The sequence below is a fragment of the Sphingomonas faeni genome, from assembly GCF_030817315.1.
Taxonomy (GTDB): Bacteria; Pseudomonadota; Alphaproteobacteria; order Sphingomonadales; family Sphingomonadaceae; genus Sphingomonas; species Sphingomonas faeni_C.
Genome location: NZ_JAUSZF010000001.1, coordinates 471,013 through 486,306, shown reverse-complemented (window position 1 = coordinate 486,306; position 15,294 = coordinate 471,013). Strand labels below are relative to the sequence as shown.

Genomic DNA, 15,294 nt, shown 5'->3' with positions numbered 1-15,294 from the left:
CTGGAATAGGGACGCGGGCGGCGAACCGCTAGTGCATGCCGAAACCAGGGCTTAGCCGTTCGCCCCGAAAACACCGTAGCGTTCGCGCCATGCGGCGACTTCGTCCTGCAGATGCGCGGGGGCGGGGTCGCCCGAGAGAACGAAGCGAGCGACGTCGCTATCGGGATGCATCAGCATTTTCTTCGACCCGTCGCTGAACCAGACCGGGACCAACTGGTCGCACACGCTGTCCAATACGGTCGCCGCCATGCCGTTCGCGATCGCGTCGCTGCCAGCGAGCACGCGGACGTTGATCGAGACGCCTTCCAGGCAATTCTGCGGTTGGCTGACGAAATTGAGCGAGACGAGCAGCCCGGACCGATCGGGCCGTGCTTCGTCAGGCAGGCTCGCTACCCGTCGCCAGGCACAGAACCAAGTTCGGCAGATGCGCGGCCGGATTGCGTGGATTCCGCACCCCTGGCCGGACAGATGGACGCACGGCGTTCCCGCGGGTTTGGCGAACTCGGGCGTATCTACCGTCAGTTCGGTGCAGCACGCGGTGCAATCCCCGCACTCCCGATCTGGCAGGATCGGCCCCAGCAGCGTGGTTTCCAGATCGGTGTGGGGCTGCATCCGCGTGCGCGCGTCCGTCGGGGTCGGGGTTTCACGCCGATCCACGGTTCAATTCCCTTCGGAATCCACCGTGAAGACCATCGGCTTGCCCCGCGACATCGGCTCCCAACCCGCGGCCAACGCTGCCCGCACCCCGCGGGAAATCGTCGCGTCGTCGATCTGGAGCCGTCCGCGCGGCAAGCCCTTCAACAGGCGTTTCGGCGCGGGGAACTCGAGCAGGGCTTCGCGTTTGGCATCGTCCTGCAACAGCGAGATCGTCATGCCCTTCCAGCCATCGGCATCCGTGTGCTGCGGCTCGCGCTGGAGGTGCCAGTCGTATCGGGTGCCGTCGACCTCGACGGTACCGGTATTGCTTCGCGTGTTCGCCATGCGGGTGGCCATAGCATAGCTGTCGCGAGAGGCCATGCGTTCGGGTTCTCGCGGATTTGCCGACTGGGATGCCGTTGTGTGCATGATCGACCGGTGCCTGACGAACGCAGTCAGTGCACCACCCCTAATGCTCCACCCCGGCGGAGGCCGGGGCCCAGTTGGAAAGGTCGTGGTAATTAAGCGCAGCGGTCGCCAGCAACGTCCCCCAATTGGGCCCCGGCCTCCGCCGGGGAAGTGCTTTTCTTTTCGTATCCTTGCCAATCACGTCCGCGATGATGCGGTACGCTGGTTTGGAACGCATCTATTCGGATCGGAAATGTGCCCGAAGCTCAACACAGTCACGACCGCCCCCCTGTTCTCCCGCGAAGGCGGGAGCCCAGTCTGGATCCCCGCCTTCGCGGGGAAACACGCTTTGCCCATAGGAGAGGGTACCCGCTCCAAGAATACCAATCCCGCGCCGCCGCCGCCGACGCCCCCGCCTACCCACGCCCCATCATGTGATCGACGAACGACGCCAGCGTCTTGAACCCCGAGAGTTTCATCCCGCTCTTCTCCCCGGTCATAGACGCCGGCACCAAAGCACGTTCGAAGCCGAGCTTGCTCGCCTCCTTCAACCGCAGCGGGCCATGCGCTACCGGACGAATCTCGCCCGACAGCGCAACCTCGCCGAACGCGACCGCGTCGACCGGTACCGGCCGCTCCGACATCGCCGAGATCAACGCCGCCGCCACCGCGAGGTCCGCCGCGGGGTCCTGGACGCGGTAGCCGCCCGCGATGTTGAGATACACTTCGGCGTTGGAAAAGCTCAGCCCGCACCGCGCTTCCAGCACCGCGAGGATCATCGCGAGCCTTCCCGAATCCCAGCCGACCACTGCGCGCCGTGGCGTCGCGCCCGACGCCAATCGCACGGTCAACGCCTGGATCTCGACCAGCACCGGCCGCGTCCCCTCCAGCGCCGGAAACACCGTCGCCCCGGTCATCGCATCGTCGCGGTGCGTCAGGAACAGCGAGGAGGGGTTGCCGACCTCCGCCAGTCCTTCGGTTTGCATCGAGAACACGCCGATCTCGTCCGTCCCGCCGAAGCGGTTCTTGATCGCGCGAAGGATTCGGTACTGGTGACTGCGCTCGCCTTCGAACGACAGCACCGTGTCGACCATGTGCTCCAGCACGCGCGGTCCGGCGATCGAGCCGTCCTTCGTCACGTGCCCGACCAGCACTACCGCCGTGCCGCGCTCCTTGGCGAAACGGATCAGCTCCTGCGCCGACGCCCGCACCTGGCTGACCGTCCCCGGCGCACCCTCGATCAGGTCGGAGTGCATCGTCTGGATCGAATCGATCACCAGCATTGCCGGCGGCTTCGTCTGCAACGTCGTCAGGATGTCTCGCGTCGAGGTCGCCGCCGCCAACTGGACCGGCGCGTTGCCGAGGCCAAGCCTTCGCGCACGCAAACGAACTTGGTCCGCTGCTTCCTCCCCGGAGACGTACGCGACCGACTGCCCCGCCAGTGCCATCTTCGCCGCCGCCTGCAACAACAAGGTCGACTTGCCGATCCCGGGATCGCCGCCGATCAGCGTCGCCGAACCCTCGACGAAACCGCCGCCCAGCGCCCGATCGAGTTCGGCGATGCCGGTGGCCATCCGGTCGGGCAGCTTGATCTCCGCATCGAGCCCGACGAGCTGGATCGCACGCCCCCCTGTCTGGAGATTATGCTTCGAATGGAACGGCGTAGCGGCGGTGTTCGCCTCCTCGACCATCGTGTTCCACTCGTTGCAATCGGCGCACTGCCCCGCCCAGCGGTGCGAAACCGATCCGCAGGACTGACACACGTAACGTTTCTGGGGTTTCGCCATGCGCCCGATGTACGAGAACGATACGGGAACATCAATGGCAGCCCGCCGGGCTATGTTACAGATTCAGTGGCGCTTGACGGCACACCGCGTTATCCGCGCGACGATGCACGCCACCGACCTGCGCATCGCCCTGTTCAGCGGCAACTATAATTACGTTCGCGATGGCGCAAACCAGGCGTTGAATCTGCTCGTCGGTCATCTGCTGTCGAAGGGCGTGACGGTGCGTGTCTATTCGCCGACCAACGCCAAGCCGGCCTTCCCGCCGACCGGCGATCTGGTCGCGGTGCCGTCGCTGCCGCTGCCGGCGGGGCGAGGTGAATACAAGATGGCGCGTGGGCTTCCTGCGGCGATCCGGCGCGATCTTGATGCGTTCGCACCGAACATCGTCCATGTGTCGGCGCCCGATTTCCTCGGCCATCGCGCGATCAGTTATGGCCGGCGCAACGGCATCGCCACGGTCGCGTCGTTGCACACGCGCTTCGAGACGTATTTCCGCTATTACAAGATGGCGTTCTTCGAACCGATCATGGTGAAGATCCTGACGCGCTTCTACAACCGCGTCGACGAAGTGCTGGTGCCGGGGCGCGGCATGGCGGAGATCGTCCGCGACTGGGGCGTGACGACGCCGACCGCGATCTGGTCACGCGGTGTGAACCACGATCGCTTCACGCCGACGCGTCGCGACCTGGCGTGGCGACGCGCGCGCGGGATTGCCGATGGCGAAGTCGCGGTCGGGTTTCTAGGGCGGCTGGTGAAGGAGAAGGGTCTCGACGTCTTCGCCGACGTGATCCGGGAGTTGGAGCAGCGTGGCGTGCCGCACAAGGTGCTGGTGATCGGCGAAGGCCCCGCGCGCGACTGGTTCGCCGCCCGCGTGCCCGGCGCGGTGTTCGCCGGGTTCCAGTCGGGTGACGATCTCGGTCGCGCCGTCGCGTCGATGGATGTGTTCTTCAACCCGAGCGTTACCGAGACGTTCGGCAACGTGACACTGGAGGCGATGGCGGCAGGCGTTCCTGTCGTCGCGGCGCGCGCGTCTGGCGCGGTCGGGCTAGTCGACGACGGGGTGACCGGGTTTCTGGTACCGCCGACCGACATCTCCGGATATGCTGACGCGATCGGGCGGATCGTTTTTGAGCCGGGGCTGCGCGAGACGATGGGCTGGGCCGGGCACGACAAGGCGGCCGGGTATCTGTGGGATACGATCAACCAGACCGTGCTGGACACGTATCTAGAGGTGATGACGCGGCGGGGAGCGTAGCTCACGTTGCTCCCCCCTGGAAGGGAGGGGTTGGGGGTGGGTCGGGTTCCGCGAATTCGAGGCTTGGTGGCTCAGACCGGCCTACCCACCCCCAGCCCCTCCCTTTCAGGGAGGGGAGCAGGTTGTGCCTCAGACGGTCGCCCAATCGAACGTCAGCGGCGCCTCGCGAAACGCAAACCGGTCGAGGTGGCTCGATACCACCCCGCGCATCCGGTCGACGTCCTCGCCCTCCGGCACCGTCAGCGCGACGTCGAGCGTTTCGCTGTCGGCACGCATCTCCAGCACCGCGCCGTTCGGGAAGGCGATGCGGCCCTCTTCCTCCGAGGAGGTGACCTCCATCTTGTGGCTCCAGTGCTTCGCCAGTTGCTGGAGATACTTGCTGGCCGAATGCGTCGGCACGCGTGCGACCGAGACGCTCATTTGAGGCGCTCGATCTTCTGCGCGGCCTCGTCGAGCAGCGCTGCGACGTCGTGCAGCGTGTCCTCGTTGACGTCTTCGCTCATCAGCCGGTGCTGGAGCACCTGCCGAAGATTGCCCATCGCCCGCCGAATCGGCGCACCATCGGTCCGCTCGGACTCCGCCCCGACTGCGGCCAACCGCGCAAACAAACCGTCCACCACGGCCGCGTTCTCGGCCAGGTGCGCTCGCCCCTCGTCGCTCGCCGCAAAGCGCTTCTTCGCGCCTTCCGACTGCTGCTCCTCGATCATCCCCATTTCGTCGAGCATGCTGAGCGTCGGGTAGACGACGCCCGGGCTCGGCGCATAGCCACCGCCCGTGAGCCCCTCGATCTCGCGGATCAAGTCGTAGCCGTGGCGCGGCGCATCCGCGATCAGCTTCAGCATGACGAGCTTCAATTCGCCGCCGTCGAACAGCCGCCGCCGACCACCGGGGCCGCCGCGATGGCCGTGGCGACCATGACCTTCGTGGCTTCCCCGGCCGCGGCCTTCACCGTCGGCGCGCGGGCCGCCGGTCCAGGCTCCATATCCCATACCAAAACGCATTTGAGTGTTCTCCGATATATCTTCGTTCGTAGGTGCCGATATATCGCAGACTGTTTCGGGGTCAAGGGGGCGGGCGCGAAAACATCCGCCTGCTTGAGTCCGTCATCCCCGCGGAGGCGGGAACCCAGACCCTCGGACCGAGCAAACTGGCATTGCCGTCAGCCAGTATGGATCCCCGCCTGGGCGGGGATGACGGCTGGTTCAGGGTGACGACACGATTATGAGGCGTGGGAGAATGACGAGCGCGCGTGGAGTGCGGATGGATGGGCAAACCGGCCCCCCGCCCCTATCTTCCAAGCATGGCCGACCTCTTCGCGGGCTTCGAACCCGCCGCCCCCACCGAAACGCACCCCGAAAACGCGCCGCTCGCCGACCGCCTGCGCCCGCGCACGCTGGACGAGGTGGTCGGGCAGGATCACATCACCGGCCCCGAAGGCGCGATCGGCAGGATGGTGTCCGCGGGACGTTTGTCCTCGATCATCCTCTGGGGCCCGCCCGGCACCGGCAAGACCACGATCGCGCGGTTGCTCGCCGACGCGGTCGACCTGCGGTTCGTCGCGATCTCGGCGGTGTTCTCCGGCGTCGCGGACCTCAAGAAATCGTTCGCCGAAGCGCGCGAGCACGCCAAGATCGGCAAGCGCACCTTATTGTTCGTGGACGAGATCCACCGCTTCAACCGCGCGCAGCAGGACGGTTTCCTGCCCTATGTCGAGGACGGTACCGTCACGCTCGTTGGCGCGACCACCGAGAACCCGTCGTTCGAACTCAACGCCGCACTGCTCAGCCGCGCGCAGGTTTTGATCCTCGAACGCCTCGGCCGCGGTGCGCTCGAACTGCTGCTCGACCGGGCCGAGACGGAGATGGAGCGCCCCCTGCCCCTCACCCCGCCTGCCAAGGACGCGCTGATCGCCAGCGCCAATGGCGACGGCCGCTTCCTGCTTAACCAGGCTGAGACGCTGTTCTCGGTGAACATGCCCGAACCACTCGATCCCGCAGGTCTCTCGAACTTCCTGCAACGCCGCGTCGCGGTGTACGACAAGGATCGCGAGGGGCATTACAACCTCATCTCCGCGCTCCACAAATCGATCCGCGGGAGCGATCCACAGGCTGCGCTCTATTATCTCGCGCGGATGCTGACGGCGGGCGAGGAACCGCTGTTCCTGCTTCGTCGCCTGACGCGGGCGGCGGTCGAGGATATCGGCCTCGCCGACCCGCAGGCGCTGGTCCAGTGCATCGCCGCCAAGGACACCTACGACTTTCTCGGCAGCCCCGAAGGTGAACTCGCGATCGCGCAGGCCTGCCTGTATCTCGCCACGGCGCCCAAATCGAACGCGGTCTATCAGGCGCAGAAGGCGGCGTGGAAATCGGCGCGCGAGACGGGGTCGCTGATGCCACCCGCATCGATCCGCAACGCGCCGACCAAGCTCATGCGCGATATCGGCTACGGCAAGGGTTACGCGTACGATCACGATGCGGAGGATGCGTTCTCCGGCTCGGACTATTGGCCAGAAGAGATGACCCCGCAGACATTCTACACACCGACCGAACGCGGCTTCGAAAAGCGGCTGTCCGAGCGGCTCGCCTATTGGGACGGCCTGCGCGCCGAGAAGAATGGCTGAACCACGGTTTTCGCGGTTTGCGGCGATCGATTGGTCCGGCGCGCAGGGGCATCGTCACAAGGGCATAGCGGTCGCGGTTTGTGCGACGGGCGACGCCGCGCCGACTTTGGTCGCCCCGCCAGGCGCCAGCGCATGGTCGCGCGACGACGTCCTGGACTGGTTGCTCTGTCAGGATACGTCGACGCTGATCGGGCTCGACCTCTCCCCCGCCTTCCCGTTCGTAGACCAGGACGGGTACTTCCCCGGCGCGCCCGACAGTCCGCTCGACGCCCGTGCGCTATGGAAGATGGTCGACGATGCCTCAGCCGCCGATCCGCATCTCGCCGTCTCCAGCCTGCTGACCGACCCGGAAATCCGTCGTCATTTCCGCCAGCATCGCGATTGCGGCGACCTGTTCCCCGGCGGCGCAGGCCGCATGCGCGTCTGCGAACACGGCCAGCGCACAATGGGCCTGTCGCCGACGAGCTGCTTCAACCTCGTCGGTGCGGCGCAGGTCGGCAAGTCGAGCCTCACCGGCATGCGCGTACTGCACCGCCTCGCCGGCCGCTTGCCCGTCTGGCCATTCGATCCGCTGCCACCGCATGGTCCAGCAATCGTCGAAATCTACACCACGATCGCCGCCCGCGCCGCCGGCATCCGCAAGGGCCTCAGCAAGATGCGCGACGCGGTCTCGCTTGATACGGCGCTCGCGAACCTCGGCAGCCAACCGCACCGGCCGCTCGCCCGCTACGACGATCATGCCACCGACGCGATACTCACCGCCGCCTGGCTGCGTGCAAACGCCGATCGCGCCGAACTCTGGCGCCCGCAGGCAATGACACCGCATATTGCCCGAACCGAGGGCTGGACCTTCGGCGTTTCTTGAAGCATTGGGGCGCGACGCACCGGGCAGCGCCCGACGCAAGGGCCGGTTTAGCTCAGTTGGTAGAGCGCCAGTTTTGTAAACTGGATGTCGCGGGTTCGATTCCTGCAACCGGCACCATTTCCGATACATGACGCAGCACGACCGCTACCGCGCGTAGCCGAGCGCCTCGGTGTCCATGCCGTAACGCCAATATCGACAGGCACGAAAAATCCCCCGCGCCCGGAGGCACGGGGGATCTTCATTCGACGCCCATGGCGCGTGTCGATCGACACGCGCCGTGTCACGCAAGCATCAGAACCGAACGGTCGCACCGACCGCGAGGTTGCGGCCCAGCGAGTCGTAGCGCTGCGGGATCGTGTTCGTGCGCGCGAGGGCGACGTTGTACGAGTCCGGAACGATCGGCGCGCTCTTGTCGAGCAGGTTGTTGGCGATCAGGCGCAACGAGAACTGCTTGTCGATCGCGAAGTTGAGCGCGAGGTCGAAGTAGCTCTTCGGCGAAACCCGGTAGTAGCTGGTCCGCTCCCGCTCCGGCGTGCCACCGATCGCCGGATCACCCGAATTGTCCGCGTTGGTCAGCGAACCGACGTAACGCCAGTTGAACGAAGCGCTGAAGCCGCGGTCGACCGTCGTGTAGGTCGCGCGCAGGCCGTGCGACCATTTCGGGAGCAGCTGACCGCAACCGTTGCCGTAGTAGCCCGCGCAGTTGCGCTCCGGCTGGACCGGCGAGTCCTGGCCACCGGCGAAGGTCGCCAGCGACCCGTTGAAGTTCCAGTCGATCTTGCCGGCGCCGGCAAGGTCGAGCGTGTACTGCGCCTGGAAATCATAGCCCCGCGCGATCGACGTGTAGTAGTTCGTCGTGCCCTGGCGGATGAAACCGGTGGTCGGGTTGCTTCCGGCGGTCGAATACAGCGTACCGGTGCCGGGATTTCGGACGATGCCCTGGCAGAAGAACGCATCGCCGTTCGAACGCTGGCAGCCATCGGTGTAATAGCTGAAGTCGTTATAGCCGAGCGAGTCGTTGATCTTGATCTGGTAGCGATCGACCGAGAACACCAGCCCCCGCACGAACCGCGGCTTCACGATCAGGCCGTAAGTCTGCGTGTAGGCAGTCTCCGGATCGGCGGTGAAGCCACCCGAGCGTACCGTGCACGCCGCCGAGCCGTTCGGGGTCGTGCCGTTGCTGCACAGCAAAGTCTGGCTGCCGTAGAGCGCATCGGACAGGCCGGTTGCACGACACACTTCACGCGACGCGATCGGCGCGCCGTATCGGATCGTACCATCCGGGTTGTTGACGACAGTACCATCGGTGTTCCGGATGGCGGTGGGTGCGCAGAAATCGTTGAACGTGCCTGCACCGCCGGACGCGAAGTCGACGTTGGTCGCCTGCCGGATTTCGGTCACCGTCGGTGCGCGCTGCGCCTTGTTGAACGACGCGCGGAACGTCAGGTCGCTGATGGGCGCGTAGATGCCCTCGACCTTCCACGTGTTGAACGTGCTCGAATTGCTGTTGTACTTCGACACGCGGTAGCCGCCGTTCACCTGCAACAGGTCGGCAAAGCGCTTATGCTCGACCAGCGGCGCCTGAACCTCGATGTTGGCCTCCCAGACGTCCTGCTTCAGATAGCTGTCGGTGCCGCCAAGTCCTGCGCGATACACGCTGTCGGCCGTCGATTTGAGTGTGTCCTTGCGATATTCCGTACCCAGCGCGATCGCGACGCCCTGCTCAGCGAACGGCGACGTGATGCCGTATTTGCCGAGGTCGCCGGTGAGGTTGGCCTGCACGTCGTACAGCGTGCCGGTGGTCGCCGACGTGCCCTGGTCATACAGATAGTCGATCAGAGCAGGATTGGTGTTGCCTGCGCTGAAAATGTCGAAGGGAACGCAGGCGGCATCCGTGGTAGTGGCGCAGGTCGGTGCTGCACGCGTGCCACCGACGTTGATCGAGTTCTGCAGGTTGGCCGCATTGACGAAGCTGGGCGTGTAGTCCTGATGATTGCGAGCGTAGACGCCGCCCACGTCGTACGTCCACGCGCTGCCGACCTTACCGCGAACGCCGCCTGTCAGGCGAACACCGGTGTTCAAATAAGAATCGGGCTGATCGTTGCCCTCGCCGAGACGATAGCGCAGGTCGATCGGAACGGACGTCCCCGTGCCCGCATTGGCGCCGCAAAGCGCGGTAGCCTGAGAACCCGACAGGAATGGGTTGCTGCAGTTTACCTGAACCTTCCCGCCCGCGATCGCCGGGTAATTGTTGTACGATTTGTCACGGAACCAGATACCTGATGCATAGACTTCGGCGTCTGGCGCGATGTCCAAGCTCACAAAGCCACCCGCATTTATGCGTTCGGACGGACGCTGATAGGCATAATTGCTGAAGTAGTTTGAGGCGTTGCCGGCGCCCGGACCGAAGGGCACGAAATCCCGCGTCCCATTCGGATTATTGACGTACTGCGGCCCCAGCTGATTGCCCTTCGCGTCCAGAGGCGAAATGAGGCCGCTCGTCGAGCTGTTCGGGGTGAGCCCGCACGACAGCGGCGCGTTCAGCGTCGTTTGCGTCAGGTAGCAGCCCGAGTTCGAGCGCTCCGACAACAGCACCGGATCGGTGTGCTTGTAGTTGACGAAGCCGTTGATCCGCAGCGCGCCGTCGAACAGCTTCTTGCCCGCGGTCACCGTCACGTCGGCACGACCGCCGTCGTTGGTCAGGCCGCGCGGGCTGTTGAAGCCCGACGCGCGTGCCAGCGAGGACACCACCGTGTCCTTGTTGTTATGGTTGTAGAAATTGTAGTTGCCGTCGATCTGAACGCCTTCGAAATCCTTCTTCAGGACGAAGTTGACGACGCCCGCGACTGCGTCCGAGCCGTAGACCGACGATGCGCCGCCGGTCAGCACGTCGACCCGCTCGAGCAGCGACGGCGGGATGATGCCGACGTCCTGGCCGTTCTGCGTGCCGAGGCGCTTGCCGTCGATCAGGACCAGCGTGCGCTCGAACCCGAGGCTGCGCAGCTTGATGCGCTGGCGGCCGTCGGAGTCGTTATAGGTCTGCTGGCTGTCCGGCGCGATCTGCGGAAGGCGGTTCAGCACGTCCTCGACATTGACCGCAGCCTGCGCGCGAATGTCCTGCGCGGTGACCGAGGTGATCGGCGCGGCCGACGTCATGTTCGGACGCTGGATGCGCGATCCGGTGACGACGATCGTGTCGTCCGTCGGCGTGTTGCGATCGACAGCGGTGGTTGCGGTGGTCGCATCCGCCTCGACCTTGGCTTCCGCGGGCGTGCTCGCGGCAGCCTGGGCGGGCGTCACGGCCTGCGCGGGCACATCCTGTGCGAACGCCGTGGTAGCGGAAAACACGAGAGATCCGACGAGCGCGATCCGCGAAACAGAATGGCCGAAGTTCATACCTACCCCTAAAAAAGCTCGGTTGCGTGATAGCGCTATACCGGTTGCCCGTACTGGTTTGGTCAAAACGCGCCGTCAGTCAATGCCGAAGCAATACCGGTCTAGAACATTTGCGTCGGAATGTTGCAAATCGGCGTCACTACTGGCGGTCGCCATCTCCTTGCGATAGCGTGCGTACAAGAACGCAAGGGGGATCTGATGGAGAACACGCGACGGTCGTTGCTCGCCGGCTTGGGCGGCCTGGGCATGATACCATTCGTAACGAATCGAGCGCATGCCCGATCGGGCGCAGCCACGGACGCTTCGGCGACCGGTGCGATGGTCCTGTCGACATGGGACTTCGGCGCCGCCGCCAACGCGGTGGCCTTCGCGCAACTCGCCAAGGGCGGATCCTTGATCGACGCGGTCGAGGCCGGCGCGATGGTACCCGAAGCCGACCCTACCAATCATAGCGTCGGCTATTCCGGCTATCCCGACCGCGACGGCCACGTCACGCTCGACGCGGTCATCATGGACGATGTCGGCGGAGTCGGCGCCGTTGCCGCGCTGGAGAACACGATGCATGCGATTTCCGTCGCGCGCCGCGTGATGGAGCGGACGCCGCACACCTTCCTCGTCGGCGAAGGCGCGACACGGTTCGCGCGCGACCAGGGCTTCCCGCAACAATCGCTGCTGACCCCGGAATCGGAAAAGGCATGGCGCGACTGGCTCAAGACCGCGAAATACCAACCCGAAGCCAATAGCGAAAACCGCATCACCCGCACGCCGGGCGGTGCGCTCGACCACGATACCATCGGTCTGCTCGCACGCACCGCCGACGGGCGGATGGCCGGCGCCTGCACGACGTCGGGCATGGCGTTCAAGATGCGCGGCCGCGTCGGCGATTCGCCCCAGGTCGGATCGGGGCTGTACGTCGAGGCGGGTGTCGGCGGTGCCACCTCGACCGGGCTCGGCGAAGAAGTGACCCGCGTCGCAGGCTCGGCGCGCGTCGTAGCGTCGATGCGCGGCGGATCGACGCCGCAACAGGCCTGTGAGGAAGTCGTTCGCCACATCGCCAAGTTGCGCGGCGATGCGATCCGCGGCGTGCAGGTTGGCTTCCTCGCGCTGGATACCAAGGGGAATGTCGGCGCGTTCTGCCTGTTGCCCGGCTTCACCTATGCGGTCACCGACGCGCGCGGCAAGACGACGGTGCTGAAGGCGCGGTCGCTGTTCCAGGCGTGAGCGGTCCGGAAGACATGGCGCGCGGCGCACGACCGATCCTCGAAGTCTGCGTCGAGGACCTCCAAGGTGTCGACGCGGCGATCGCCGGCGGTGCGGATCGCATCGAACTGTGCGCGGCGCTGGCGGTCGGCGGACTCACGCCGCCCGCGTCCCTGATCCGGGTCGCGGCGTCGGCGTCGGACGCTTCGGGCGTGCCCGTCCACCTCCTGGCGCGGCCACGCGAAGGCGGCTTCGTCTATACGACGCGTGAGCAAGCGCTGATCGCCGACGACATCCGCACCGCGGCCGACGCCGGATTGGCGGGAATCGTCATCGGTGCGCTCGATGCCGACCACCGTCTCGACCTGCCCGCCCTCGCCGGCTGGGCCGCGCACGCCAAGTCGCTGGGCGATGCTCGCGGACGTCCGCTATCGCTGACGCTACACCGCGTCTTCGACCTGTGCCGCGACATGCCCGACGCGCTCGAGTCCGCCGTCACGCTCGGCTTCGACCGAATTTTGACCTCGGGCGGCACACCCAAGGCGATCGACGGAGTGAAGATGCTGGCGGCACTGCACCGACAAGCCGCCGGTCGGATCATCGTGCTCGCAGGCAGCGGCGTCTCCCCGGAAACGCTGCCCGCGATACTCGTCACCGGTGTCCGCGAAGTCCACGCCTCCTGTCGCGCGCCCATAACGACCCCCGCCGATCCGGCCGAACTACGCTTCGGTTTCACATCGGCTGGACGGTCAGCGACAGATCGCGACGCGGTAGAGCGACTGGCGAACATGGTAGCCGGACATCCAGCGCTTGAATAATACCAATCCATAACTTACTCAAACCGGTCTGGGTCGGGGGGCCTCTCGCTCCTCGCCGAACGCCAATCGAAGCGAGCCGCTATGCACGAAGCCTCCCCGCCTCCGATCACACCCCCGCCGATTGCGGAAGCGGCAACGCTGATGTTCCGTGAGGCTGCGGAATCGTCCGAAGCGGTCGCGCGTATGCTCGCTACCAACGCGGCGGCGTTCGCGGCGCTCGGTGCACGCCTTCGCGCCGCACCGCCCGCGGTCGTCGTGACCTGCGCGCGCGGCTCGTCGGATCACTCGGCGGTCTACGGCAAATACCTGATCTGGACGAAGACCGGCATCCCGGTCGCCGCCGCCGCGCCCTCGGTCGTGTCGATCTATGACGCACCGCTCGGCGCGCGGAACACGCTGTGCATCGCGGTATCGCAGAGCGGTCGCAGCCCCGACCTGCTCGCCGCGGTCGCCGCGCAGAAGGCCGCCGGCGCGCATGTCGTCGCGTTCGTGAACGACGAGACTTCGCCGCTCGCCGAAACCGCCGATACGCTCATCCCGCTGTGCGCCGGACCGGAAAAGTCGGTCGCGGCGACCAAATCCTATATCTGCTCGCTCGCCGCCTTCGCCGCATTGACCGCCGAATGGGCCGACGACGACGTGCTGCGTAGTGCGGTCGCAGCGCTCCCCGCCGATCTCGGCCGCGCCTGGGCACTCGACTGGTCGGACGCCGTCGCGCCGCTGCGGACCGCGACCAATCTGTTCGTGATCGCGCGCGGCGTGGGCTTCGGCATCGCCAACGAGGCAGCGCTGAAGATGAAGGAAACCTGCGCGCTGCACGCCGAATCGTTCAGTTCGGCCGAAGTCCGCCACGGCCCGATGCAGTTGGTCGAGGACGGCTTCCCGCTACTGGCGCTCGCGACCTCCGACGCGGCCGGCAACGGCGTGCGCGAGGCGGCCCGCGAGTTCGCCGAGCGTGGCGCGGCGGTTTTGCTCGCCGATGCCGGGCTCGACGGCAGCAGCGACGACGGCGTCCTGCCTGCGCTGAAGGCCCATCCGGCGATCGAGCCGATCCTGATGATCCAAAGCTTCTATCGCATGGTCAACGCCCTCTCCCTCGCGCGCGGGTTCAACCCCGACGCACCGTCGCATCTCAGCAAGGTGACGCGCACGCTATGACGATCTTCCGGTTTTCGAATGGCCATGTGGTCACTCCCACAGGCGTGCTGAACGACGCGACGATCGTCGTCGAGGACGGGCGGATCGCGCGGATCGGTGCGTCCGACAGCCAGGATTCGTCCGCCACGGCGATCGATCTCGACGGCGGCTGGCTGATGCCGGGGTTCGTCGATACGCAGGTCAACGGCGGCGGCGGCGTGCTGTTCAACGATACGCCCACGGTCGAGGGCATCGCCGCGATCGGCGCGGCGCATCGTCCGTTCGGCACCACCGCGTTCCTGCCGACACTGATCAGCGACACGCCCGACGTGATCGCGCTCGCGCTCGACGCGGTCGACGCGGCGATCCTCGCGGGCGTCCCCGGCGTGCTCGGCATCCATATCGAGGGGCCGGTGATCAGCCCCGCGCGCAAGGGCATCCACGACCCCACGCGCTTCCAGGATCTCGACGACGAGCTGCTCGCGCTGCTGACTCGTCCCCGCCTCGGCCGGGTCATGGTGACGCTCGCGCCCGAGCGCGTGACTGCGGCGCAGATCGCGACGCTGACCGCGGCGGGCGTGCTCATCAGCATCGGCCATAGCGACGCCGATCACGCCACCGCGAGCGCCGGCATGGCCGCTGGCATCACCGGCGTGACGCATCTGTTCAACGCCATGTCACCGCTCGTCCACCGTGCCCCCGGCGTGGTCGGCGCGGTGCTCGACGATCAGGCGGTGTATTGCGGAATCATCGTCGACGGCTTCCATGTCGATGACGCGGTTCTGCGGATCGCGTTGCGCGCACGGCCGCATGACCGGTTCATGCTGGTATCCGACGCGATGCCCTGCGTCGGTGCGGCCGAGAAGTCGTTCGTGCTGCAGGGTCGCGAGATTTACGTCGAGGGTGGCCGCTGCGTCGGCGCCGACGGCACGCTGGCGGGCTCCGATCTCGACATGGCAGCGGCGGTGCGCAACACCGTCGACCGCCTCGGCGTAGCCCCCGAGATCGCCGCGGCGATGGCAGCGACCTATCCCGCGGCGTTCCTGCGGCTGTCGCAAGAGCGCGGCACGTTGCAGGTCGGCCGCGCCGCCGATTGGGTCGTGCTCACGCGCGACCTGCATCCGGTCGGCACGTGGATCGGCGGGACGAGCGCGGCCTGACCGGTCGCGCCC

13 protein-coding genes and 1 tRNA gene are annotated in these 15,294 nt (G+C 66.3%); 8 read left to right on the top strand and 6 right to left on the bottom strand.

Annotated features, from left to right (window positions below; all coding sequences use genetic code 11):
* Positions 1-51: 51 nt before the first annotated feature.
* From QFZ54_RS02300 to radA, 3 genes are all read right to left on the bottom strand, one after another.
* Complete coding sequence (locus tag QFZ54_RS02300; protein ID WP_307089223.1) at positions 52-612, bottom strand: YkgJ family cysteine cluster protein; 561 nt, start codon at positions 610-612, stop codon at positions 52-54.
* Between the two features lie 48 nt (positions 613-660).
* Positions 661-993: a hypothetical protein gene (locus QFZ54_RS02295; RefSeq protein WP_373458577.1), complete on the bottom strand. Its 333-nt coding sequence runs from the start codon at positions 991-993 to the stop codon at positions 661-663.
* Positions 994-1,460: 467 nt separating this feature from the next.
* A complete protein-coding gene (gene radA / locus QFZ54_RS02290; protein WP_307084044.1) occupies positions 1,461-2,831 on the bottom strand; it encodes a DNA repair protein RadA in 1,371 nt (456 codons plus the stop codon).
* A gap of 103 nt (positions 2,832-2,934) precedes the next feature.
* Here radA and QFZ54_RS02285 point away from each other — a divergent pair, with 103 nt between their 5' ends.
* Positions 2,935-4,086: a glycosyltransferase family 4 protein gene (locus QFZ54_RS02285; protein ID WP_307089221.1), complete on the top strand. Its 1,152-nt coding sequence runs from the start codon at positions 2,935-2,937 to the stop codon at positions 4,084-4,086.
* Between the two features lie 129 nt (positions 4,087-4,215).
* Here QFZ54_RS02285 and QFZ54_RS02280 read toward each other — a convergent pair whose 3' ends face one another.
* Both QFZ54_RS02280 and QFZ54_RS02275 read right to left on the bottom strand, forming a co-directional pair.
* On the bottom strand, positions 4,216-4,506 hold the full coding sequence (locus QFZ54_RS02280; protein WP_307084042.1) for a DUF2218 domain-containing protein: 291 nt from the start codon (positions 4,504-4,506) through the stop codon (positions 4,216-4,218).
* Positions 4,503-5,087, bottom strand: a complete 585-nt coding sequence (locus QFZ54_RS02275) for a PadR family transcriptional regulator (protein ID WP_307084040.1) — start codon at positions 5,085-5,087, stop codon at positions 4,503-4,505. Before QFZ54_RS02275 ends, QFZ54_RS02280 begins: the two co-directional genes overlap by 4 nt.
* A gap of 299 nt (positions 5,088-5,386) precedes the next feature.
* On the opposite strand from QFZ54_RS02275, the gene QFZ54_RS02270 reads away from it, so the two are divergent.
* The 3 genes from QFZ54_RS02270 to QFZ54_RS02260 all read left to right on the top strand — a co-directional run bounded on the left by QFZ54_RS02270 (position 5,387) and on the right by QFZ54_RS02260 (position 7,688).
* Positions 5,387-6,706 carry a replication-associated recombination protein A gene (locus tag QFZ54_RS02270; protein ID WP_307084037.1) on the top strand — a complete coding sequence of 440 codons (1,320 nt, stop codon included), beginning with the start codon at positions 5,387-5,389 and terminating at the stop codon, positions 6,704-6,706.
* Positions 6,699-7,571 (top strand): hypothetical protein, encoded by an 873-nt coding sequence (locus tag QFZ54_RS02265; protein WP_307084036.1) that lies wholly within the window; start codon positions 6,699-6,701, stop codon positions 7,569-7,571. Before QFZ54_RS02270 ends, QFZ54_RS02265 begins: the two co-directional genes overlap by 8 nt.
* Before the next feature lie 41 nt (positions 7,572-7,612).
* Positions 7,613-7,688, top strand: a tRNA-Thr gene (locus QFZ54_RS02260).
* A 174-nt stretch (positions 7,689-7,862) separates the two neighbouring features.
* Here QFZ54_RS02260 and QFZ54_RS02255 read toward each other — a convergent pair.
* Positions 7,863-10,967: a TonB-dependent receptor domain-containing protein gene (locus QFZ54_RS02255; RefSeq protein ID WP_307084034.1), complete on the bottom strand. Its 3,105-nt coding sequence runs from the start codon at positions 10,965-10,967 to the stop codon at positions 7,863-7,865.
* 246 nt (positions 10,968-11,213) lie between these two features.
* On the opposite strand from QFZ54_RS02255, the gene QFZ54_RS02250 reads away from it, so the two are divergent.
* The 4 genes from QFZ54_RS02250 to nagA all read left to right on the top strand — a co-directional run bounded on the left by QFZ54_RS02250 (position 11,214) and on the right by nagA (position 15,282).
* Positions 11,214-12,188 (top strand): N(4)-(beta-N-acetylglucosaminyl)-L-asparaginase, encoded by a 975-nt coding sequence (locus QFZ54_RS02250; RefSeq protein WP_307084031.1) that lies wholly within the window; start codon positions 11,214-11,216, stop codon positions 12,186-12,188.
* Positions 12,185-12,985 (top strand): copper homeostasis protein CutC, encoded by an 801-nt coding sequence (locus QFZ54_RS02245; protein ID WP_307084029.1) that lies wholly within the window; start codon positions 12,185-12,187, stop codon positions 12,983-12,985. Before QFZ54_RS02250 ends, QFZ54_RS02245 begins: the two co-directional genes overlap by 4 nt.
* A gap of 81 nt (positions 12,986-13,066) precedes the next feature.
* Positions 13,067-14,143 (top strand): SIS domain-containing protein, encoded by a 1,077-nt coding sequence (locus QFZ54_RS02240; protein ID WP_307084027.1) that lies wholly within the window; start codon positions 13,067-13,069, stop codon positions 14,141-14,143.
* A complete protein-coding gene (gene nagA / locus QFZ54_RS02235; RefSeq protein ID WP_307084025.1) occupies positions 14,140-15,282 on the top strand; it encodes an N-acetylglucosamine-6-phosphate deacetylase in 1,143 nt (380 codons plus the stop codon). The genes QFZ54_RS02240 and nagA overlap by 4 nt, the downstream gene beginning before the upstream one ends.
* Positions 15,283-15,294: the final 12 nt, after the last annotated feature.

Coding starts and splice junctions, on each gene's coding strand:
- QFZ54_RS02255 (WP_307084034.1), bottom strand. CDS start 10,967: ATGAACTTCGGCCATTCTGTTTCGCGGATCGCGCTCGTCGGATCTCTC.
- QFZ54_RS02280 (WP_307084042.1), bottom strand. CDS start 4,506: ATGAGCGTCTCGGTCGCACGCGTGCCGACGCATTCGGCCAGCAAGTAT.
- QFZ54_RS02265 (WP_307084036.1), top strand. CDS start 6,699: ATGGCTGAACCACGGTTTTCGCGGTTTGCGGCGATCGATTGGTCCGGC.
- QFZ54_RS02295 (WP_373458577.1), bottom strand. CDS start 993: ATGGCCACCCGCATGGCGAACACGCGAAGCAATACCGGTACCGTCGAG.
- QFZ54_RS02240 (WP_307084027.1), top strand. CDS start 13,067: ATGCACGAAGCCTCCCCGCCTCCGATCACACCCCCGCCGATTGCGGAA.
- QFZ54_RS02275 (WP_307084040.1), bottom strand. CDS start 5,087: ATGCGTTTTGGTATGGGATATGGAGCCTGGACCGGCGGCCCGCGCGCC.
- QFZ54_RS02250 (WP_307084031.1), top strand. CDS start 11,214: ATGATACCATTCGTAACGAATCGAGCGCATGCCCGATCGGGCGCAGCC.
- nagA (WP_307084025.1), top strand. CDS start 14,140: ATGACGATCTTCCGGTTTTCGAATGGCCATGTGGTCACTCCCACAGGC.
- radA (WP_307084044.1), bottom strand. CDS start 2,831: ATGGCGAAACCCCAGAAACGTTACGTGTGTCAGTCCTGCGGATCGGTT.
- QFZ54_RS02270 (WP_307084037.1), top strand. CDS start 5,387: ATGGCCGACCTCTTCGCGGGCTTCGAACCCGCCGCCCCCACCGAAACG.
- QFZ54_RS02285 (WP_307089221.1), top strand. CDS start 2,935: ATGCACGCCACCGACCTGCGCATCGCCCTGTTCAGCGGCAACTATAAT.
- QFZ54_RS02300 (WP_307089223.1), bottom strand. CDS start 612: ATGCAGCCCCACACCGATCTGGAAACCACGCTGCTGGGGCCGATCCTG.